This window comes from Nonomuraea zeae, assembly GCF_005889725.1.
Lineage (GTDB): Bacteria > Actinomycetota > Actinomycetes > Streptosporangiales > Streptosporangiaceae > Nonomuraea > Nonomuraea zeae.
This window is the reverse complement of the sequence record NZ_VCKX01000110.1, coordinates 1-17158: the sequence shown is the minus strand read 5'-3', so window position 1 is coordinate 17158 and position 17158 is coordinate 1. Positions and strand designations below refer to the sequence as shown.

Annotated in this window: 19 protein-coding genes; 8 read left to right on the top strand and 11 right to left on the bottom strand. The window is 70.4% G+C overall.

Features of this window, described 5'->3' with window-relative positions; all coding sequences use genetic code 11:
- Positions 1-61: 61 nt before the first annotated feature.
- Positions 62-532 carry a PPOX class F420-dependent oxidoreductase gene (locus tag ETD85_RS30815; RefSeq protein ID WP_138693311.1) on the top strand — a complete coding sequence of 157 codons (471 nt, stop codon included), beginning with the start codon at positions 62-64 and terminating at the stop codon, positions 530-532.
- Positions 533-581: 49 nt separating this feature from the next.
- Here ETD85_RS30815 and ETD85_RS30810 read toward each other — a convergent pair whose 3' ends face one another.
- On the bottom strand, positions 582-1670 hold the full coding sequence (locus ETD85_RS30810) for a Gfo/Idh/MocA family protein (protein WP_206058758.1): 1089 nt from the start codon (positions 1668-1670) through the stop codon (positions 582-584).
- Positions 1655-2410 (bottom strand): ThuA domain-containing protein, encoded by a 756-nt coding sequence (locus tag ETD85_RS64830; protein WP_138693309.1) that lies wholly within the window; start codon positions 2408-2410, stop codon positions 1655-1657. The genes ETD85_RS30810 and ETD85_RS64830 overlap by 16 nt, the downstream gene beginning before the upstream one ends.
- Before the next feature lie 166 nt (positions 2411-2576).
- On the opposite strand from ETD85_RS64830, the gene ETD85_RS30800 reads away from it, so the two are divergent.
- Both ETD85_RS30800 and ETD85_RS30795 read left to right on the top strand, forming a co-directional pair.
- Positions 2577-2954: a hypothetical protein gene (locus tag ETD85_RS30800; RefSeq protein WP_138693308.1), complete on the top strand. Its 378-nt coding sequence runs from the start codon at positions 2577-2579 to the stop codon at positions 2952-2954.
- 40 nt (positions 2955-2994) lie between these two features.
- A complete protein-coding gene (locus ETD85_RS30795; protein WP_138693307.1) occupies positions 2995-4173 on the top strand; it encodes a serine hydrolase domain-containing protein in 1179 nt (392 codons plus the stop codon).
- 6 nt (positions 4174-4179) lie between these two features.
- Here ETD85_RS30795 and ETD85_RS30790 read toward each other — a convergent pair whose 3' ends face one another.
- On the bottom strand, positions 4180-4572 hold the full coding sequence (locus tag ETD85_RS30790; RefSeq protein ID WP_138693306.1) for a hypothetical protein: 393 nt from the start codon (positions 4570-4572) through the stop codon (positions 4180-4182).
- Positions 4573-4688: 116 nt separating this feature from the next.
- Positions 4689-5690: a phage baseplate protein gene (locus tag ETD85_RS30785; RefSeq protein WP_206058756.1), complete on the bottom strand. Its 1002-nt coding sequence runs from the start codon at positions 5688-5690 to the stop codon at positions 4689-4691.
- Between the two features lie 90 nt (positions 5691-5780).
- Between ETD85_RS30785 and ETD85_RS30780 the strand changes: the two genes are divergently transcribed.
- Positions 5781-8891 carry an AfsR/SARP family transcriptional regulator gene (locus tag ETD85_RS30780; protein WP_138693305.1) on the top strand — a complete coding sequence of 1037 codons (3111 nt, stop codon included), beginning with the start codon at positions 5781-5783 and terminating at the stop codon, positions 8889-8891.
- A 160-nt stretch (positions 8892-9051) separates the two neighbouring features.
- Here the strand turns inward: ETD85_RS30780 and ETD85_RS30775 are convergent, their stop codons facing one another.
- Together ETD85_RS30775 and ETD85_RS30765 are read right to left on the bottom strand one after the other, a co-directional pair.
- Complete coding sequence (locus ETD85_RS30775; protein ID WP_138693304.1) at positions 9052-10227, bottom strand: acyl-CoA dehydrogenase family protein; 1176 nt, start codon at positions 10225-10227, stop codon at positions 9052-9054.
- Between the two features lie 419 nt (positions 10228-10646).
- Complete coding sequence (locus ETD85_RS30765; RefSeq protein ID WP_138693303.1) at positions 10647-10946, bottom strand: nucleoside triphosphate pyrophosphohydrolase; 300 nt, start codon at positions 10944-10946, stop codon at positions 10647-10649.
- Positions 10947-11070: 124 nt separating this feature from the next.
- On the opposite strand from ETD85_RS30765, the gene ETD85_RS30760 reads away from it, so the two are divergent.
- Entirely contained in the window at positions 11071-12078 is a 1008-nt protein-coding gene (locus ETD85_RS30760) for an HNH endonuclease (protein ID WP_138693302.1), read from the top strand.
- Positions 12079-12211: 133 nt separating this feature from the next.
- Here ETD85_RS30760 and ETD85_RS30755 read toward each other — a convergent pair whose 3' ends face one another.
- From ETD85_RS30755 to ETD85_RS63370, 5 genes are all read right to left on the bottom strand, one after another.
- Entirely contained in the window at positions 12212-12940 is a 729-nt protein-coding gene (locus ETD85_RS30755) for a restriction endonuclease (protein ID WP_138693301.1), read from the bottom strand.
- Between the two features lie 20 nt (positions 12941-12960).
- A complete protein-coding gene (locus ETD85_RS30750; protein ID WP_138693300.1) occupies positions 12961-13176 on the bottom strand; it encodes a hypothetical protein in 216 nt (71 codons plus the stop codon).
- A 240-nt stretch (positions 13177-13416) separates the two neighbouring features.
- Positions 13417-14574, bottom strand: a complete 1158-nt coding sequence (locus tag ETD85_RS30745; RefSeq protein ID WP_138693299.1) for a hypothetical protein — start codon at positions 14572-14574, stop codon at positions 13417-13419.
- Between the two features lie 4 nt (positions 14575-14578).
- Positions 14579-15076, bottom strand: coding sequence for a hypothetical protein (locus ETD85_RS30740; protein WP_138693298.1), 498 nt, complete (start codon positions 15074-15076; stop codon positions 14579-14581).
- A 241-nt stretch (positions 15077-15317) separates the two neighbouring features.
- Positions 15318-15470, bottom strand: a complete 153-nt coding sequence (locus ETD85_RS63370) for a hypothetical protein (protein WP_170246920.1) — start codon at positions 15468-15470, stop codon at positions 15318-15320.
- Positions 15471-15695: 225 nt separating this feature from the next.
- Here ETD85_RS63370 and ETD85_RS30735 point away from each other — a divergent pair, with 225 nt between their 5' ends.
- The 3 genes from ETD85_RS30735 to ETD85_RS30725 form a co-directional block, all read left to right on the top strand.
- A complete protein-coding gene (locus tag ETD85_RS30735) occupies positions 15696-16349 on the top strand; it encodes a DUF433 domain-containing protein (protein ID WP_138693297.1) in 654 nt (217 codons plus the stop codon).
- Entirely contained in the window at positions 16330-16779 is a 450-nt protein-coding gene (locus ETD85_RS30730; RefSeq protein WP_138693296.1) for a PIN-like domain-containing protein, read from the top strand. Before ETD85_RS30735 ends, ETD85_RS30730 begins: the two co-directional genes overlap by 20 nt.
- Positions 16780-16893: 114 nt before the next feature.
- Positions 16894-17158, top strand: a 265-nt coding sequence (locus tag ETD85_RS30725; RefSeq protein WP_138693295.1) for a hypothetical protein, incomplete at its 3' end; no start/stop codon positions are given.

The following is a 17158-nucleotide window of genomic DNA, read 5'->3' as shown; positions in this document are numbered from 1 at the left end:
ACCTCTCCGGACGTGCACGGATGAAAGGATCGGAGCTCGATATCACCGAAAGGCATCTGAGATGGCTCCGAACATCGCGACCGCCCGCCGCGTCGAACTGCCCGAGCTGCTGGAGTTCGTCCGGCCCAGGCATCACGGGCTGCTGTCGACCACCCGTGCGGACGGCCGGCCGCAGCTCTCACCGGTGGCCTGCGGCGTGGACGAGAGCGGGCGGATCGTCGTGTCCACCTATCCCGACCGGGCCAAGGCGGTCAACGTCCGCCGTGACGAGCGGGTGTCGATCTGCATCCTGTCGGATGACTGGGACGGCCCGTGGGTCCAGGTCGACGGGCATGCGGAAGTGCTCGACATGCCCGAGGCCCTTGAGCCGCTCGTCGAGTATTTCCGGTGCATCGCCGGCGAACACCCCGACTGGGACGACTACCGCGCCGCCATGCGCCGCCAGGACAAGTCGCTGATCCGCATCACCATGGACCGCTGGGGACCGATCGCGACCGGCGGCTTCCCGGCCCGGCTGGCGCCGGAGGAGTGAGCGGCGCCGCGGGGCCGGGCGGCCCCGCAGCGCGCTCACGACGTGGCGGTCAGCCGCCCGGCTGCAGGAGCACGGGCGATGGGCGCTCGCAGGTGCTGGTGATGCTCACCGCCGTGCCGGAGCCCGCCGAGGCCAGCAGCGACTCCATGACGTCCAGCACGTGGTACGCCAGCGAGCCGCTCGTGCGGGGCTCCTCGCCGGCCGGGGTCGCGGTGAAGTCGGCCAGGCCCACGCCGCGCCCGCCTTCGGCGTAGCCGGCCGACACGGGCAGCTCGCGCCAGCCCTGCTCCCCCACCTGGGAGAGCAGGACGGACCCGTCGAAGCGGTTGGGATCGGGCACGACGAGCGAGCCCGCCTCGCCGTGCACCTCGATGTTGGGCGCCTTGGTGGCCGCCGCGTCGAAGCTCATCACCAGCGTGGACAGCGCTCCGGAGTCGTGCACGAGCACGCCGGTGACGTGGGTGTCGACGGTGACGGGGATGTCCTCGCCGCGGCGGGGGCCAGAGCCGATCGTGCGCTTGGCCCGCGTCCGGCTGGCCGCGCCGATGACCGTCGTCACCGGGCCGAGCAGGGTCACCAGGCTGGTGACGTAGTAGGGGCCCATGTCGAGCAGCGGGCCGCCGCCGGGGACGTAGTAGAAGTCGGGGTTGGGGTGCCAGCGCTCGTGGCCGGGCGTCATCATCGTCGCGGTCGCGGCCACCGGCCTGCCGATCAGGCCGTCGTCGATCGCCTTGCGCGCCGTCTGCGTGCCCGTGCCGAGCACGGTGTCGGGCGCGCAGCCCACCCGCACGCCCGCCTCGCCGGCCGCCCGCAGCATCCGCCCGGCGTCCTCGGCCGTCGCCGCCAGCGGCTTCTCGCAGTAGACGTCCTTGCCGGCCGCGATGGCCTGCAGCGCGATCTCGGCGTGGGCGGCGGGAATGGTCAGATTGAGTACGACGTCAACACGCGGATCCGCGAGCAGGTCCGCCACGCTCACCACATCGACCCCCGCGTAGGGCCGCACCGCCTCTCTCGCCCGATCAAGGTCCAGGTCGGCCACCGCCACCAGCCGGAGCTGCGGGAGCCGGTCGATGGTCTGGAAATACTGGGCTGAGATGGCGCCGCAGCCTACGACGCCGACGTTCACCGGGCGGCCCACAGCAGGCCCCTTTCGACGATGGTGCGCACGTTGTCGTCCCGCAGGACGTCCAGGCTGTGCCCGGGGGTCGCGACGAAGATCTTGCCCGCCCCCCACTGCCGGGTCCAGATCGCCGGGGAGGTGACCTCGCGGTGCCACGGGTCCCATGGGCGTACTTTCTGGGTGGTGGTGGCGAGCACGTCGGCGTAGTCGTCGGTCAGCACCCAGTACTGCTCGGTGACCAGGTCGAAGTCCGAGATCCCCGCCGTGATCGGGTGCTCCACGGGCAGCATGTTGACGGTGTAGGGGACGAAGTTGTCGGCCTGCGAGCCCTCCCGCTCGGCCGGGTCCTTGCCCGGATGGCAGGCGAACTGGCCGCCGATCAGGTGCAGGTAGTCGGAGGAGTTGCGGAAGGAGTCGGCGATGCCGCCGTGCCAGCCGGCCATTCCGGTGCCCGCGCGGATCGCGGCCTCCAGGCCGGTCAGCTCCGCCTGCTCGATCGTGCCCATCGTGTAGCACTGCACGATGAGGTCCACGCCGGACATGAGCTCCGGGTCGGCGTAGGGAGCCGGGGAGTCCGCCCGATGCACCTCGAACCCGTGCTTTTCGAGGAAGGGGATGAAGAGCTCAGTGGCCTCGACGGGGGCGTGGCCCTCCCATCCGCCTCGCACCACGAGAGCCTTCCGGCCGTGTTCGTCTGTCATGCTGCGCCAATCGCTCAGGGGGTCGACGACTTCGATCGTCGCATCTCGTACCGACATGACCGAAAGGTGTCCCCCGGTAGAGCCGCAGGCCGCCGGAACATTGTCTTCGTTGTTGACGATGTTACGGCATCTCCTCTAATGTCGTCTCCCTCAGAGACGATGTTCGTAGCGTGGTAGACATGAGACCCACGGAGGAGGCCCGGACAGACGAAGTTGGTGCACAATGACCGAGCACTTCCTCGGAGTCCTCGGCCTCGGCGAGGCGCTAGGGGTGACTCGGCACGCGGTGCACAAGTGGCGCTCCCGCTATCCGAGCGATTCGCAGCACCCCTTTCCCGAGCCCGACGTCGAGGTCGACGGAGCTCCCGGCTGGCGGGCCGATCGCCTGGAGGAGATCGTCCGGTGGCGCAACGGCCTGCCCGGCCGCGGCGCGGGCGGAGGCCGTCCCTCCGCCGCACGCCAGGACTACCTCAAGGCGGCGATGGCCCGCGGCCTGGACCGGGACGAAGCGCTGCGCGCGCTCGCCACGTTCACTGAAGAGTTCCCCGAGATGACCGAGCCGGAGATCTGCGCCTGGCTCATCGAGAAGTGGCGCAGGTAGCAGTTCCCGGCAGCACACCACACACGGAAGGCGATGCCTCATGTCCGAAATCGGCGGGGAGACCGCACCGGGATTCGAAGGAGTACGTGCCGCGTTCGCCGCCAATCTGGCCGGCGAGCAGGAAGTGGGCGCCGCGGTCGGCGTCTATCTGCACGGCCGGAAAGTCGTCGACCTGTGGGGCGGGATCGCCGATCCCGAGACCGGCCGCCGCTGGGAGCGCGACACCCTCCAGATCGTGTTCTCCACCACCAAGGGCATCACCGCCGCCTGCGCGCACCTGCTGGCCCAGCGGGGCGAGCTGGACCTCGACGCGCCCGTCGCCGACTACTGGCCGGAGTTCGCGGCCAACGGGAAGGAGCGCATCCCGGTCCGCTGGCTGCTCACCCACCAGGCCGGGCTGCCCGCGCTCGACCACCCGATCACCCCCGCCGAGGCGATCGCCTGGCACCCGATGGTGACCGCGCTGGCCGCCCAGCGCCCCTCCTGGGAGCCGGGCACCGAGCACGGCTACCACGGGCACACGTACGGCTGGCTGGTCGGCGAAGTCGTCCGCCGGGTGACCGGCCGCAGCATCGGCACGTTCCTCGCCGAGGAGATCGCCGCGCCGCTCGGCCTGGACCTGTGGATCGGACTGCCGCAGTCCGAGCAGCGCCGGGTCAGCCGGATCATCGCCCCGCCGCTCGACCTGGACGCGCTCGCCCGCATCGACCTGGACGCCCTCCCCGAGCCCGCGCGCGAGGTGATGCGGGCCTACACCGACCCCACGTCGCTGACCATGCGGTCGATGACCGTCATCACTCCCATGCTGAACCACAACGACCCCGGCGAGCAGCTCGCCGAGATGCCCTCGACCAACGGCATCTGCACGGCCCGCGCGCTCGCCCGCTTCTACGCCGCGCTCATCGGCGAGGTCGACGGGCATCGCGTTCTCACGCCCGGCACCCTGGCCGCGGCGACCGCGGAACAGGCCAGTGGCATCGACCGCGTCCTGCGGGTGCCCGTCCGGATCGGCACGGGCTTCGGCCTGCCGACCCCCGACGCCTTCTGGTACAGCCCGACCGCCTTCGGCTTCCCCGGCTACGGCGGCTCGCTCGGCTTCGCCGACCCCGCGAGCGGCCTCGCCTTCGGCTACGTCATGAACCACATCCAGGAAGGCGTGCCGGACCGCAGAGCCGCGACGCTCCTCGACGCGGTCCACAGCGCGATCAAGGCCCTGTGAGACCTCTTAGTAGATGCGGTACTTGCGGCCGCAGTTGTCGAACTTGCCGGCCCAGCAGGTGAACGTGTACACCTTCTTGATCCCGCGCCCGCTCCAGGCGCCGACGACCTTGCCGTCCCAGGCCTTGTTGAACTTGTGCCAGCCGCCGTTCTGGTAGTACTCGAACCAGACCCAGGCCTTCTTGCCGCCGGTCTTGTCCACGCCGTACCACTTCGTGAAGACCTTGCCGCCGCTCTTCCACGTCTTGCCGAACGTGTACGCCTTGTGGTCGCTGGAGAAGAACTTGCCCCAGCTGGTCCCCGTCGAGTGAGTCGCCGCCTGGGCGGCAGCCGGGCTGAGCGCCAGGCCGGTCACGGCCATCGAGCCGGCCAGAGCCGCGATCGCAAGAGTCTTACGCATGTCTTCTCCCGTTGTGTGTGCTGCCGGGTTTCTCCGGCAGCACGGACATTACGGAGACACGCGACGATCAACTGTGCAGGAATCCACACATAAGACGTGATCAGCGCCACAGACCGTCAGACGAACTCGCTCTTGTAGAACACGCTGGCCTGGCGCACGCCGGCGGTGTTGGAGTGGAACCCGAAGGCCAGCCGCGGCCCGCTGGAGTGCATCCAGACGGCCATGCCCTGCGGCTCGCGACCGGGCAGCGACTGGCCGGCCGTGGTCTGCGCCCGGTCGACCACGATCGACTGGCCGGCGCCGTTGAGATCGACGACGCTGATGTACGACGGGCCGTTGGCCCGGCCCTCCAGCAGGTAGACGTACTGGCCGTACGCGGCGAAGCCCTGGAACGGGTTGTCGGTGCCCCACGCTCCACGCGACGGCAGGGCCCGCTCCGCCAGCCGGTGCTCGCTGGACAGCCGTCCCGCGCGGGCGTCGCTCAGGTTGAACGCGACGATGCGCGGCAGGTCCGCGCCGGTCTTGTAGCGGACGAGCAGCCGGTCGGTCGAGGGGTCGATCGAGGGCTGCGGGTTGATCATTTCATCGCCGATGGACGGTGTACGGTCCTGGATGGCCGTGCTCGTCTTCTCCAGCACGGCGCCGTTCTTGAACGCGAACCGCCCGATCCTGGTGCCGAACCCCGAGTCGCTCGACTTCCACTCCGTCCACAGATAGACCGATCCGTTGTACGGCTCCACCGCGATCGACACCCCATGGCCGAAGTTGTGCACCGTCATGGCGCCCAGCTGCGTGCCCGACGTGTCGGTCTTGGTGATCCACAGGTCGCCGACGTGGGCCGGGTCCGTGTTCTGGGAATTCACCTGCGCGAAGTAGATGTGCTGGTTCACGTTGTCGTACGCGAAGGACTGCATCACCCAGTTGGCGTGCAGCGACTTCTTCCAGACCGGGTTGCCGCCCGCACCGCCCAGGTCGAACCTGGCGGACTCCGGCACCTCGGCCTGCGCCGGGCCGGCGAGGAGGAGCCCGGCGGAGCCTAAGGAGGCCGCCGCCGCCAGACCGCCTCCGGCCCTGAGCAGTGCGCGTCTGCTGACCGCGCCGGATGGAACGTCGTGCATGAATGGCCTCCATGGTGCGGGGGGTGCGGTGGCTGATGATCATCGTCACACATCCCGGTGATCACGTACAGATCGTTAGGGTGGTTGTTCATGGGGGCCCGTGAGGTGGAGTTCAGCATCCTGGGGCGGCTTGAGGCGACGGTGGACGGGCGGCCCGTACGGCTGGGCGGGCCCCGGTCTCAGGCGGTGCTCGCGATGCTCGTGGTGCATCACGGCCAGGTGCTCAGCATCGATCGGCTGGGCACCGCGTGGGGCGCGGACCCGCCGGTGACCGTACGCAATCAGGTGATGATCGCGGTCGCCGCGTTACGCCGGGCGCTGCGGGAGGCGGGCGCCGAGCCGGAGATCATCGAGACGGTGGGGTCGGGCTACCGGCTGCGCGGCGGGCTCGTCGACGCGCACCGGGCGGAAGCACTCATCGAGCAGGCCCGGCAGGCGAGCGGGACACGGGAGGCCCTGGGCCGGGCGAGTGAGCTGCTGGGCGCGGCGCTGGCGTTGTGGCGCGGGCCCGTACTGGCCGAGCTGGATCCTGAGCCGGTCAGGGTCGCCGCGGGCCGGTGGGAGGAGCTGCGGCTGGCCGCGCTGGAGGAGCGGGCCGAGGTGGAGCTGGCGCTGGGCCGGCATCGTGACCTGGTGGGCGAGCTGGCGGCATTGCTCGCCGCGCACCCACTCCGCGAGCGGGTGCGCGAGCTGCTCATGCTGGCCCTCTACCGGTCGGGCCGGCAGTCCGAGTCGCTGGAGGTCTACCGCGAGGGGCGGAGGCTGCTGGCGGCCGAGCTGGGGCTCGATCCCGGGCCTGAGCTGCGCCGCTTGGAGGCGGCCATCCTCGCCGGCGATCCCGCCCTGGACCTGCGGGACCCGCCGCGGGGCTCGGGGCCGGCCGAGCTGCCGGCCGATGTGAGCGGGTTCGTGGGGCGGGAGCGGGAGCTGGCCGAGCTCCGGCACCAGGCCGCTCAGGACGGCTCGACGGCCGCGATCACGGGCGCGGCCGGGATGGGGAAGACCGCGCTGGCCGTACGCCTGGCTCATGAGGTCGCCGCCGGCTTCCCCGACGGGCAGCTCTACGTGGACCTGCGCGGCCATGCACCCCGCCCGCCGATGACCCCGCTGGAGGCGCTCACCCGGATGCTGAGCTCGCTGGGCGTGCCCGCGGAGCAGATTCCCGACGAGGAGGAGCCGGCGGCGGCCCTGTACCGTTCGCGGCTGTCGGGCCGGCGGATGCTCGTGCTGCTCGACGACGCCCGCACGGCCGCCCAGGTCCGGCCGCTGTTACCGGGCGCGCCCGGCTGCCGCGTCCTGATCACGAGCCGGGACGCGCTCGCCGGGCTGGCCGCCTCGCACGGCGTGCGGCGGCTGTCGCTCGGCGTGCTCGACCAGTCGGAGGGCCTGGCGCTGCTGGAGCGGGTGATCGGCGCGCGGCGGCTGTCCGCGGAGCCGGAGGCGGCGGCCGAAGTGGTACGGCTCTGCGCCGGACTCCCCCTCGCCCTCCGCGTCGCCGCCGCCACCCTGGCCACCCATCCGCGCTGGTCGCTGGCCGAATACGGCACCGCGCTCGCCCGCAAAGGGCTCGACCTGCTGCAGTTCGACGGTGACGTGGCGGTGCGGGCGGCGTTCGGGCTGTCGTACGCGTGGCTGCCGGACACGGCCCGCCGGATGTTCCGGCTGCTCGGCCTGGCTCCGGGCCCGGACATCACCGTCCCCGCGGCCGCCGCCCTGGCCCGGCTCGACGTCGAGGAGGCGGAACGGCTCCTCGACGCGCTGGCCACCGCCCACCTGCTCGACGAGCACCGCCCCTTCCGGCACACCTTCCACGACCTGATCCGCCAGTACGCCAAGGAGCTCGCGGAGCAGGAGGACGACCCCGCGACCCGGAGCCGGGCCGTCGAACGCCTCAGCGACTGGTACGTGGCCGAAGCCACCGAAGCGGCCGAGCTGGCCCACCCGTCGATCACCCGCCTCCCGGCCACCCGGCCCCCGTCGGACCGCACAGATCGGGACGAAGCGGTGGCCTGGCTGGCGGACGAGCGCCCGAACCTGGTCGCCGCGCTCGTCCACGCCGCCGGCCACGGCCCCTACCGGCACGCGTGGCTGCTCGCCGACGCGCTGCGCGGCCACTTCTTCCACCACTCCGCCATCGCCGACTGCGTCGTGGCCGCCGAGGCGGCGGTGCGTGCGGCCACGGCCGAGGACGATCCGCTCGGCCTGGCCGCGGCCCACCTGTGCGCGGGGTCCGCCGCCCAGCTCCGGTCCGGGTTCGCGGCGGCGCGGGCGGCGTACACCCTGGCGGCGCGGCACAGTGAGCGGGCCGGCTGGCCGCAGGGCGCCGCGGCGGCGTACAACAATGCCGCCGCCGCCTGCCACGACCAGGGCGAGCTGCGGCAGGCGACCGGCCACCTCGCCGCCGCCTTACGGATCAACCGCGAGATCGGCAACGCCTACGGCGAGGCGAACGCCCTGAGCAACCTGGGCACCATCCACCTAGAGCTGGGCGCGCTGGGCGAGGCGGAGGAACACCTCGAAAGCGCCGTGGCCATCCATCGGCGGCTGCGCGACAGCCCCATGAGCCTCACCCTGAACGAGCTCGCGACCGTCCACCGCGTCCGCGGCGACCTCGGCACGGCCCTGCCTCTGGCCACGCAGGCGTTGGAACGCGATCGTACGAGCGGGTCGCGCGTGCCCGAGTCCAAGAGCCTGGCGACCCTGGCGGAGATCCACCGCGACGCGGGCCGCCTCGACCTCGCCCTCGACCACGCGCTCCAGGCGGACGCCCGCGCGGAGGAGGCCCATCACCTGTACGCCATGTGCCTGGCCGCGAACGTGACCGGCACCGTGCACACGCTCCAGGGAGACCACGGCCGGGCGGTGCACGCGCACGAGCGGGCGCTCGGCCTCTCGATGGAGGCGGACATGCGCTACCTGCGGGTCAGAGCCCTGCTCGGGCTGGCCCGCGCGCATCTCGGCGACGGCGACCCGGCGACCGCGCTCACCTGCGCCGATCAGGCGCTGGCGCTGGCCCGCCAGACCGGGTACCGCGTCCTGGAAGGCATGGCGCTGACCACCGCCGCGGCGATCCACTGGGCGCGGGAGCGGCCGTCCGAGGCGGCCGAGCAGGCTCAGGAGGCGATCGAGGTCTACCGGGAGCTCGGGTTCCCGATCGCGGAGGACGACGCCCTGACCCTGCTGACCGGCATCACCGTGTGATCACCGCCGATCACGGAGGCGACGGGTGCGGTTCGAACCGCAAGACGAAGGCGACCGGGAGGTGGTACGCGCCGTTCGAGCCGTCGGACGAACGCCATCAGGGGGACCGATTGAGGGGCCGGACGAAGGCGGCGGGGGGCCGTACGCGCCGTTCGTGCCGTCAGACGAAGGCGCCGAACCCGGTGATAGCCCGCCCCACAATGAGCGTGTTGATCTCGCGGGTGCCCTCATAGGAGTAGATCGCCTCGGCGTCGGCCACGAACCTGCCGATGTCGTAGTCGAGGATGATCCCGTTGCCGGCGAGCAGCTCGCGGGCCCAGCCGACGACCTGGCGCATCTCCGTGGTGCAGTACGCCTTGGCCAGCGCGGAGTGCTCGTCGCGGAAGGTGCCCGCGTCCTGGAGCTGCGCCAGCCGTACCACCATGCCGAGGCAGGCCGTGGCGCTGCCGAGCATCCTGACCAGCAGATCCTGCACGAGCTGGAACCTGGCGATCGGCCGGGCGAACTGCTCGCGCTCCTTGGCGTAACTCAGCGCGATCTCGTACGCGGCCAGCATGATGCCGACCGCCTGCCAGGCGACCCCGCTGCGGGTGCGCCGCAGGATCTTGGCCGTGTCGCGGAACGACAGGGCCCGCTGGAGCCGGTTGGCCTCCGGCACGCGGCAGTCGGACAGCGCGATGTCGGCGTTCTGGACCGTACGCAGGGCCATCTTGTTCTCGATCTTGGTGGCGGTGAACCCGGGCGTGCCCCGCTCGACGACGAAGCCCTTGACCTGGGCGTCGTCGATGTCCCGCGCCCAGACGACGATCAGGTCCGCGAAGGTGCCGTTGCCGATCCAGCGCTTGGACCCGTTCAGCACCCACGTGTCCCCCTCCCGCCGCGCGACAGTGCGCAGGCCCCCGGCCACGTCGGAGCCGCTGTTCGGCTCGGTCAGGGCGAACGCGCCGATCTTCGCCATCCGCCCCATCTCCGGCAGCCACCGCTCCCGCTGCTCCTCCGACCCGCAGGCCGCGATGCTGCCCATGGCGAGTCCCGTGTGCACGCCGAAGAACGTCGCCATCGAGGCGTCCGCATGCGCCATCTCCATCGCCAGGAACCCGCTCAGCAGCCCGCTCGGCTTCGGCCCCGGGCACTCGGGGTAGGCAAGGCCGGCGATGCCCAGGTCGGCGTAGCCCTGGACGAGGTCGAGCGGGAACTCGGCCCGCGCCCAGCAGTCGTTCGCGACGGGGACGACGCGCTCCTTGAGGAACTCGCGCACCCTGACGAGGGTGCGCCGCTCCTCCTCGTCGAGCAGATTCTCGAACGCGTAGAAGTCTCCGGTCAGCAGGTCTGACATGGCTCGGCCGCCTCCACCTCATCGGACGTCCCCGTCTCATCCCCAGCCGTCCGCCGGATAGCCGACCCGCATGCGCCTGATTAGCGCAAGCCCCGCAAAAATCACGGTAAGCCGGGGCGGCACCGCTGCCGTCAGGAGCGCTGACCCAGCGCGCACCTGGTCCCGCGAATCGGCGTCTGCTGGGTGCGACCCGTCCGGGGTGGACCCGGACGGGACCATCCGCTTCTGGGACCGGCCACCGGCGCCGGCTACGGGGGCGCGTCTGCGGGTCGTGCCTGCTCAGCATGAGGCGTCGGCGCTCGGGCCGCTTCCCGGAGGGGTGGCAGCGGGGCTGACCGAGGGCGTGCCAGCCGTATGCCTGCCGTGACGTCCCGCTCCTTCGGAGGGTGCGACAACGCCAGGGGGCGGGTAGGCATGAATCAGGCCAGGTAGAGACGGTCGCGGAACCCGCCGCGCTCCTCCCGCTTGGCTTCCGCCGTCTTCTCGATCGCCGCCCACTCGTAGCCGTTGACCGCCGCCAGCGCCCGGAGCACCTCGTAGACATCCGCGATCTCCTCGGCCACCTCCACCGGAGAGGCTTCGCTGACCTCGGTCGCCTCCTCGAACAGCTTCGCGACCAGAGCCGTCCGGTATTCCCCCTCCGCCAGCACGGTCACCGCCGGCTCCTGGCCGTCGCGCCGAATGATCTCCGGGATCTTGTCCCGCACCAGCTTGCCCATGCCCTGCCATCCTCCATCCTGCTGCGTACGCGAGGTCCATGAGCCTACTGAGCGCCAGTGACATTCCCCCTGATCGCGAACTACCCTGAACCATCCAAATCTCGATCAAGGCTGGCATCTACGGATGACTGTGGAGTTCTTTCGCGCGGAGCCGACCGCCCGCTCCTCGTGGCGGCTGGCGGTCCTGATGGGCCTCAACGCCCGTACGTACAAGTTCGCCCTCGGCGAGGCGCTGCTGGGAGCGGCGGCCGAGGGCCGTACGGACATCCTCCTGAGCGATCTCGCCGAGCCGTACGCTATGAGCCTGGTCCACCACCTTGCCCGAGCCCCGCAGGCGCCGTCCGGCACGGTCGTCGGCGGGTCGGATCCGCTGGCCGTGGCGCAGCGGGAGGCGGCCGAGTCCGTACGGCTCGGCGCCCCGACCGAAGAGCTGCGCGCCGTCGCGATGAAGTCGATGCCGGCCATGGTCATGCAGAAGTTCCACAATCTGCCCGGCGGCGGCGAAGTGCCACACCGGTTCTACGAGGTGACCGGGCCGGCCCGGCAGCGCGTGGTCAGGCTGAGCGATCACCTCCGCGAGGTGGCGTTGTCCGATCAGGCGGTGAGCCTGCGGGAGGAGCTGGGCGCGCGGTGGAGCATCGTCGAGACGTCCTTCGCCGCCGAGGTGGGCCGGAGCCTGATCCAGGAGGGAGTCGCGGTCGACCTGGAGACGTTGAGGATCACCGACAAGCAGCGGCGCCGGCCGGTCACGGGCCTCACCGCCTCCGTCATCGGGTTCCAGCACGGCCGCTGCAACATCTGCGCTGACCCGCTCATCCCGAACATCGACAACGTAGCGGTCGATCACGTCTTCCCGTACTCGTTCAAGCGCCTGATCGGCCCGGCGATCGACCTCGACGCCATCTGGAACCTCGCCCCGGCCCACGCCGCCTGCAACCTGCGCAAGAGCAACCAGCCGCCCGACCGCGGCCAGCTGACCCGCCTGGCCCAGCGGAACGAGGCGATCATGCAGTCGCCGCATCCGCTGAAGCGGACTCTCCAGATAACGCTGCTGCGGCACGGCTTCAAGGGCGCGGGCACCGGCGAGTGGTTCGGCTTCATCCGGCAGGTGCATGGCCTCCTCCAAAGCTGACCCTGATCGTTCGGCGAGAAGCATCAGCGTAGGCGGCTCGCGGGCGACCAGGTCCACGTAGCGCTGCGTCGGGCGAGACAGTGCACAAGGCGGGCCCGAGCGCGATCGCCCGCCTCGGACAGACTGGTGAAGCTCAGGGCAGGTGTCTGGCCTTCGCCGGAACCGTCACGCTGATCCGGCGGCGATGGCGTCGAAGCCGCCCGCGTTGTCCGCGCCATCGCCGCCTGACCACGCCCAGCAGGAGAAGCTCCTGCAGCGCGACCCCCTCCTCGGCCCAGGCGCGTAAGCCGTCCCGATCGACCAGATGGATCCCCACCTCGGCGGCGTATTTCGTGGCGTCTCTGGTGAACGACCCGTTGGTGACCACGACGGCGTCGTCAGCGCCATGTGCGTGCTCCGCCGTGCCGTTGACCTGGTAGATGACTCTGGCGCCGACCTTGGCTTCCGTGATCGTGTGCTTGCACTGCACCACGATCACTCTGCCATCCTGGTCCCGGCCGATCACGTCCGCGGCCTTGTCGCCCGCTCCGCCCACCCGCTCCGCGTCGATGCCGTCACGGATCATCAGGTCCTGGACGGCGTACTCGAAGGCGGTGGGATCGAGCCTGTCGATGTCGGCGACGAGGTCGAGCCGCAGGTGGGCGACGCGTTCGGCACGGCGGCGCCGTGCGGTCGCCCGGCGGCGCAGCCTTGCCGCCACCGTCGCGGACGGGACGAGCACCGCCGCGGCGGTCAGATACCAGTGGCTGAGCAGCGCCTGGACCGCCTCGTAGAGCAGCAGCCCGCCGAACAGCACCGCGACCGCTGCCGCTGCCCATTCGCCGACGCCGGTGGGTCGTCGCGGGCGGACTCGAGATCGCAACCACCGCCATGCCGCCCTGGTCACGGGTTCGGAGCCTCTTGGGGCACGACGCCGGCCGGGGCGACCTGCACGGTGGAGGCCGGCGCTGCCGGTGCAGGCGGGTCGGACTTGGTCGCTTGCACACCGAACCAGGCGACGCCGACGGCGACCGCCAGTATCAGCCAGCCTGCGCTCTTCTTCGATTTGCGGTTGGGCTTATTGACCCAGTGACCGCGGCGATAATACCGATCTGCCATGGCTCCCCTCCCGAGCTCGGATGCAGGTTTCTGGGAGCCATATAAACAGACCGGACCGACAAAACCGCTACGTCATTTTGCCGCCCCCAATAGCCACATAGTTATAACGTCTCCACTGCCGGAACATGTCCGGCCTGGAGCTTGCTTAATAGGGTTTGACCTGCACAGGAGCGCAACCACTCGCTCGCGTGATCCCGTTTCTACGCGGACCGCGTAAACGGCGTGCACATTTCTCCGGAATTAGGCCGGCTTAAGCCCCGCGCGGTTGAATCGCTCGATAAGGCTGGGTTTGCGGGAGTGTCTGGCCTGGAGGTCCGTAAAGCGTTCCGAGAATGCGGCGGTGCGGTCGGCGGCGTGGGCCAGGGTTTCGAGGTCCTTCAGCAGCTCGACCGCCTCGTCGTACTCGCCGGGCCGCTTCGTGGCGATCAGCGCCTCTGCTCGGGCCCAGGCCGCCTCCTCGTCCTCGGCCAGGTCCGACAGCCGGCGCTCGCGTGCCAGGGCCCGCTCTCGTTCCCGGCGGGTCTGCTCTTCCGCGTGCCGGGCGGCTGCCTGACGGTCGCGTTCGGCACGTCGTACGGCGGCGGCGTCTAGCAGGGCGGCGACCGTGCGCCGGGGGCCTTCCTGCGGTGCCGCCGACGCGCGGAAGCGGCGGAGCAGCTCGGCCCGCACCGCAGCGGCGTGATCCTGGGCCACGCGCAGGAGCAGCGCGTCCTTCTCGGCGGCCGGAAAGCCGGCGATCCAGGCGGCCAGATTCTGCGGGTCGTCGCCGGTCAACGGTGGGCTGGCGGTGGCGGCCACCGACAGGAGGTCCGCGTCGAGGCGGAGAAAGCCGGCCAGCGCCCGCTGAGGTGCGGTCAGGGAGCCGAGTCCCGGAGGGACCGGGGCTTCGAGCTCGTCCTCATCGGCGTAGTCGAAGGCGTCCTCGTCGCGTTCCCACGCGCCGTACGCCGCCAGCCAGGCCAGATAGAGCGGGCGTACGTCGCCTGCGGCCAGCTCGGCGCGCACCCCGACCATCGCCGCCAGCGATCGCTCGGCATCTTCCTCCCAGTCTCCCTCCTCATCCTCGCTGGACAGGTCGAGGATGAGGTGCTCGCCGGAGACCCAGGCGGTGACCTGGTCACTCACGCAGTACTGCTGGGCGGTCTTCAGGGGCAGGAGGGCCCGCGGCAGGCGGAGCATCAGCCGGTGGGTGCCCCAGTTCGCGAGGTAGAGGTGCGCGTCGTAATAACGCTCCATGAGCCGAGCGGGGTCGCCGCGGAAGTCGCCCCATTCGTACTCGTTGATGAAGCTGGTCGAGGTGATGACGGCCCGGGTGGACAGTGCCCGTACCTCGGCCTGTTCGTCCTCATCCAGCGGGCGGTCGATTGCGAGGAATTCGTAGTACTGGTACTCGCTCATCCGTTCAGACCGCCTGAGTGCTTTGGGCGACGTTTGAAGGCATAGATGCTACCGACCTCCGCGGCTCGGGACGGCGGCTTCTGACGGCGTCGTTCCGAGCCCAGATGAGGGGGCGCAGGTCGGCCGGCTCGGTGGGCGGGGGCGCGGTGGCGAGGACCTCGCTGCGAGAGACCTGGGCGACGGACACGCGCCGCCGATGGTCCACAAACGTCTGCACCTCGCCGTCCTCCCGGCACAGCTCCCACTTCGGGCCGCCCAGACTGGTGTACGACATGCCCTCGTACGCGTGGTCCGCCATGGCGACCACCGAGACCGCCCAGCTGCTGAGCAAAGATGGGGCCGCCTGCACGCTGACCAGGCCGCCGAGCTGCGCCACCTCGGCGCGCCGGACGTCGTGCTCCGGGTGCCACCGTCCCCACCACGTGCCGTCGGCCGACCGGGTGCGCCACTCGTGCGCGGCCAGGTCGAGGCCCCAGGTGTGCCAGCGGACGGTGCCGGTCACCGTACCGGGTTCGGCGCAGCGGCGGGCGAGGCGCCGGGCGGCGCGCGCCGGCAGATGGGTCAGGTCGGCGGGGACCAGGGCGATGGGGGTCGCCCGGCTCGGCGTCGAAGGGATTGGGGCCGATGAAGCGCCGGTCGATGATGACGAGCGTGCCGGGCTGCCGCTGGTAGGACAGGCCCCAGAGCAGACGGCTGAGCAGACGTGCGCCGTGCGGGTCGGAGAGGATGTGCCAGGTCTCGTGTTAGCGGTTCGTGGAGAACCTGGCGCGGGTGCCGGGCCGGAGGGTGATCACCTGGTAGTCGCGGCCGTCGGCACGGAGGTGGTGCCGGTGCAGCTTGAGGCGGTCGCCGGTCGCGCGGGTGGTGGAGGGGCGCGGCTGCTTACCGGCCGGCACGGGTCACTTCGATCTCGCCTTTCTGGTCATGGGTCTCATGAGGCTTTTCGGTCATGGGGCTCAGGTAAGCGTGCCGCGTACGCCGTGCTCAACGGGATTTTCAGTAGCCCGAACCTGCCATATGGGGAGAAAAGCAGGTCCACGAGTATTTCCAAGTGGATCGAGGGGAAAGTTTGCGATGATGACCAAGGCTGAGGATGGCTGCGATCAGGAGAAGGGGAGGCGATGTCCTACAGTCCGAAGCTTGCTGCGGCGCTGTCTGGTGCCACGCTTCGCCAACTCGCACACTGGCGCAAGGCTAGCGCGGGTCGTGGGGCGGTGCTCGTGCCCGAGGTTTCAGGGATCCGCCCCATCTTGTACTCGTTCCGGGATCTGGTGGCGCTACGGACCTGCGTGAAGCTGCGTAACGACGCGTCGTTGCAGAAGATCAGACGGGCCCTGGACACGCTCCGCGACGACCTGCGAGAGCGTGAGCATCTGTCGGAGTATCGCTTGGTGGCCGATGGCTCGACCATCTATCTCGTGGAGCCCGGACAGGCAACCGATCTGGTGCGTCGCAAGGCGAACGTGGTCATTCATGAGCTCGTTGACGTCCTCCGCCCGTTCTACCGGGACGGCCGACATATCCCTGACTTGCTGCAGCCACGCGACCACGTCACCGTTGATCCGGCCGTCAGGGGCGGGATGCCGGTGATCGAGGGCACCCGAGTGCCGTACGACGAAGTCGCGGCGTTGCTGCGCGATGGTGTGTCGGCCGACCGGATCTCCGAATACTTCCCAAGCGTGACGGCCGCCGCGGCACAGGACGCGATGGACTTCGCCGATTACGTCGACAGCTATGAACCCCTCAGGGAGCCGCGTGAGGCTGCTGCTGGATGAGAACGTCCCCAAGCCGCTCTATCGGGTTCTCACTACATTCATCCTGAACCATGACATCGTGCATCTACTCGATCTCGAAGGTTGGTCCGGAACTCGAGACGAGACCCTCTACCCGCGGGCGGCGGCTGACGGGTTCGACGTGATCCTGACCAACGATGGGCGGCAGATGCAACGTCCCCGAGAGGTGGCGGCCATCGCCGCCTCTGGAGTGCATCGAGTCGAGTATCCGCACCGGCATCCCGGGCTGGCCGGAATGGGCGTCGCCATTGCAACCGTTACAGCTGGCCTGCCCGGAGCGCTGGCCATCCTGGAAGAGTCCGAGGGGCAGCGGTTGATCACTTTACGTGGCGTCGATCCGACTGCGGCAAGCCGGTTGCGTCTCATCGATCCTGCAAAGTCCCCGCCGAGGTTCTGGCCCTCGACCTTGTAAGGTGCACCCGTCCTTGGACGCTGGGGGCAGCTCGACACCTTGATCGACTTCTGGGCGTCGGCGCCGTTATGGTTGGCCGTTTGTTCCTTCGCCCCCCGCCACCAGGAACCGCCCGTGCCCCGTCATGCCCTCGGCCGCCTTGCCGCCGCCTTCGCCGTCCTCGTCATCGCGGCCGGGGTCCTCGCATGGGTGGCTGGTGACGCCCGGTTCATCGCGCTGCTCGTGTACGGGAGGTTCGCCGAGCGGGCCGGAGACTTCGTGGTGGACGCGGACCACCTGGTCATGCTGGTCCTGATCGGGTTGCTGCACGCCTGGGTGCTGGGGCAACTGCTGCCGGGGCGCCGGCGGGGCGAGAAGGGGCCAGGGCACGGCGCCGGGG

Excerpts from the sequence above, each read along its gene's own strand:
- ETD85_RS30795 (WP_138693307.1), top strand. The coding sequence starts at position 2,995 with ATGTCCGAAATCGGCGGGGAGACCGCACCGGGATTCGAAGGAGTACGT.
- ETD85_RS30760 (WP_138693302.1), top strand. The coding sequence starts at position 11,071 with ATGACTGTGGAGTTCTTTCGCGCGGAGCCGACCGCCCGCTCCTCGTGG.
- ETD85_RS30790 (WP_138693306.1), bottom strand. The coding sequence starts at position 4,572 with ATGCGTAAGACTCTTGCGATCGCGGCTCTGGCCGGCTCGATGGCCGTG.
- ETD85_RS30735 (WP_138693297.1), top strand. The coding sequence starts at position 15,696 with ATGTCCTACAGTCCGAAGCTTGCTGCGGCGCTGTCTGGTGCCACGCTT.
- ETD85_RS30775 (WP_138693304.1), bottom strand. The coding sequence starts at position 10,227 with ATGTCAGACCTGCTGACCGGAGACTTCTACGCGTTCGAGAATCTGCTC.
- ETD85_RS30780 (WP_138693305.1), top strand. The coding sequence starts at position 5,781 with ATGGGGGCCCGTGAGGTGGAGTTCAGCATCCTGGGGCGGCTTGAGGCG.
- ETD85_RS30750 (WP_138693300.1), bottom strand. The coding sequence starts at position 13,176 with ATGGCAGATCGGTATTATCGCCGCGGTCACTGGGTCAATAAGCCCAAC.
- ETD85_RS30800 (WP_138693308.1), top strand. The coding sequence starts at position 2,577 with ATGACCGAGCACTTCCTCGGAGTCCTCGGCCTCGGCGAGGCGCTAGGG.
- ETD85_RS30765 (WP_138693303.1), bottom strand. The coding sequence starts at position 10,946 with ATGGGCAAGCTGGTGCGGGACAAGATCCCGGAGATCATTCGGCGCGAC.
- ETD85_RS30815 (WP_138693311.1), top strand. The coding sequence starts at position 62 with ATGGCTCCGAACATCGCGACCGCCCGCCGCGTCGAACTGCCCGAGCTG.
- ETD85_RS64830 (WP_138693309.1), bottom strand. The coding sequence starts at position 2,410 with ATGTCGGTACGAGATGCGACGATCGAAGTCGTCGACCCCCTGAGCGAT.
- ETD85_RS30785 (WP_206058756.1), bottom strand. The coding sequence starts at position 5,690 with ATGCACGACGTTCCATCCGGCGCGGTCAGCAGACGCGCACTGCTCAGG.
- ETD85_RS30745 (WP_138693299.1), bottom strand. The coding sequence starts at position 14,574 with ATGAGCGAGTACCAGTACTACGAATTCCTCGCAATCGACCGCCCGCTG.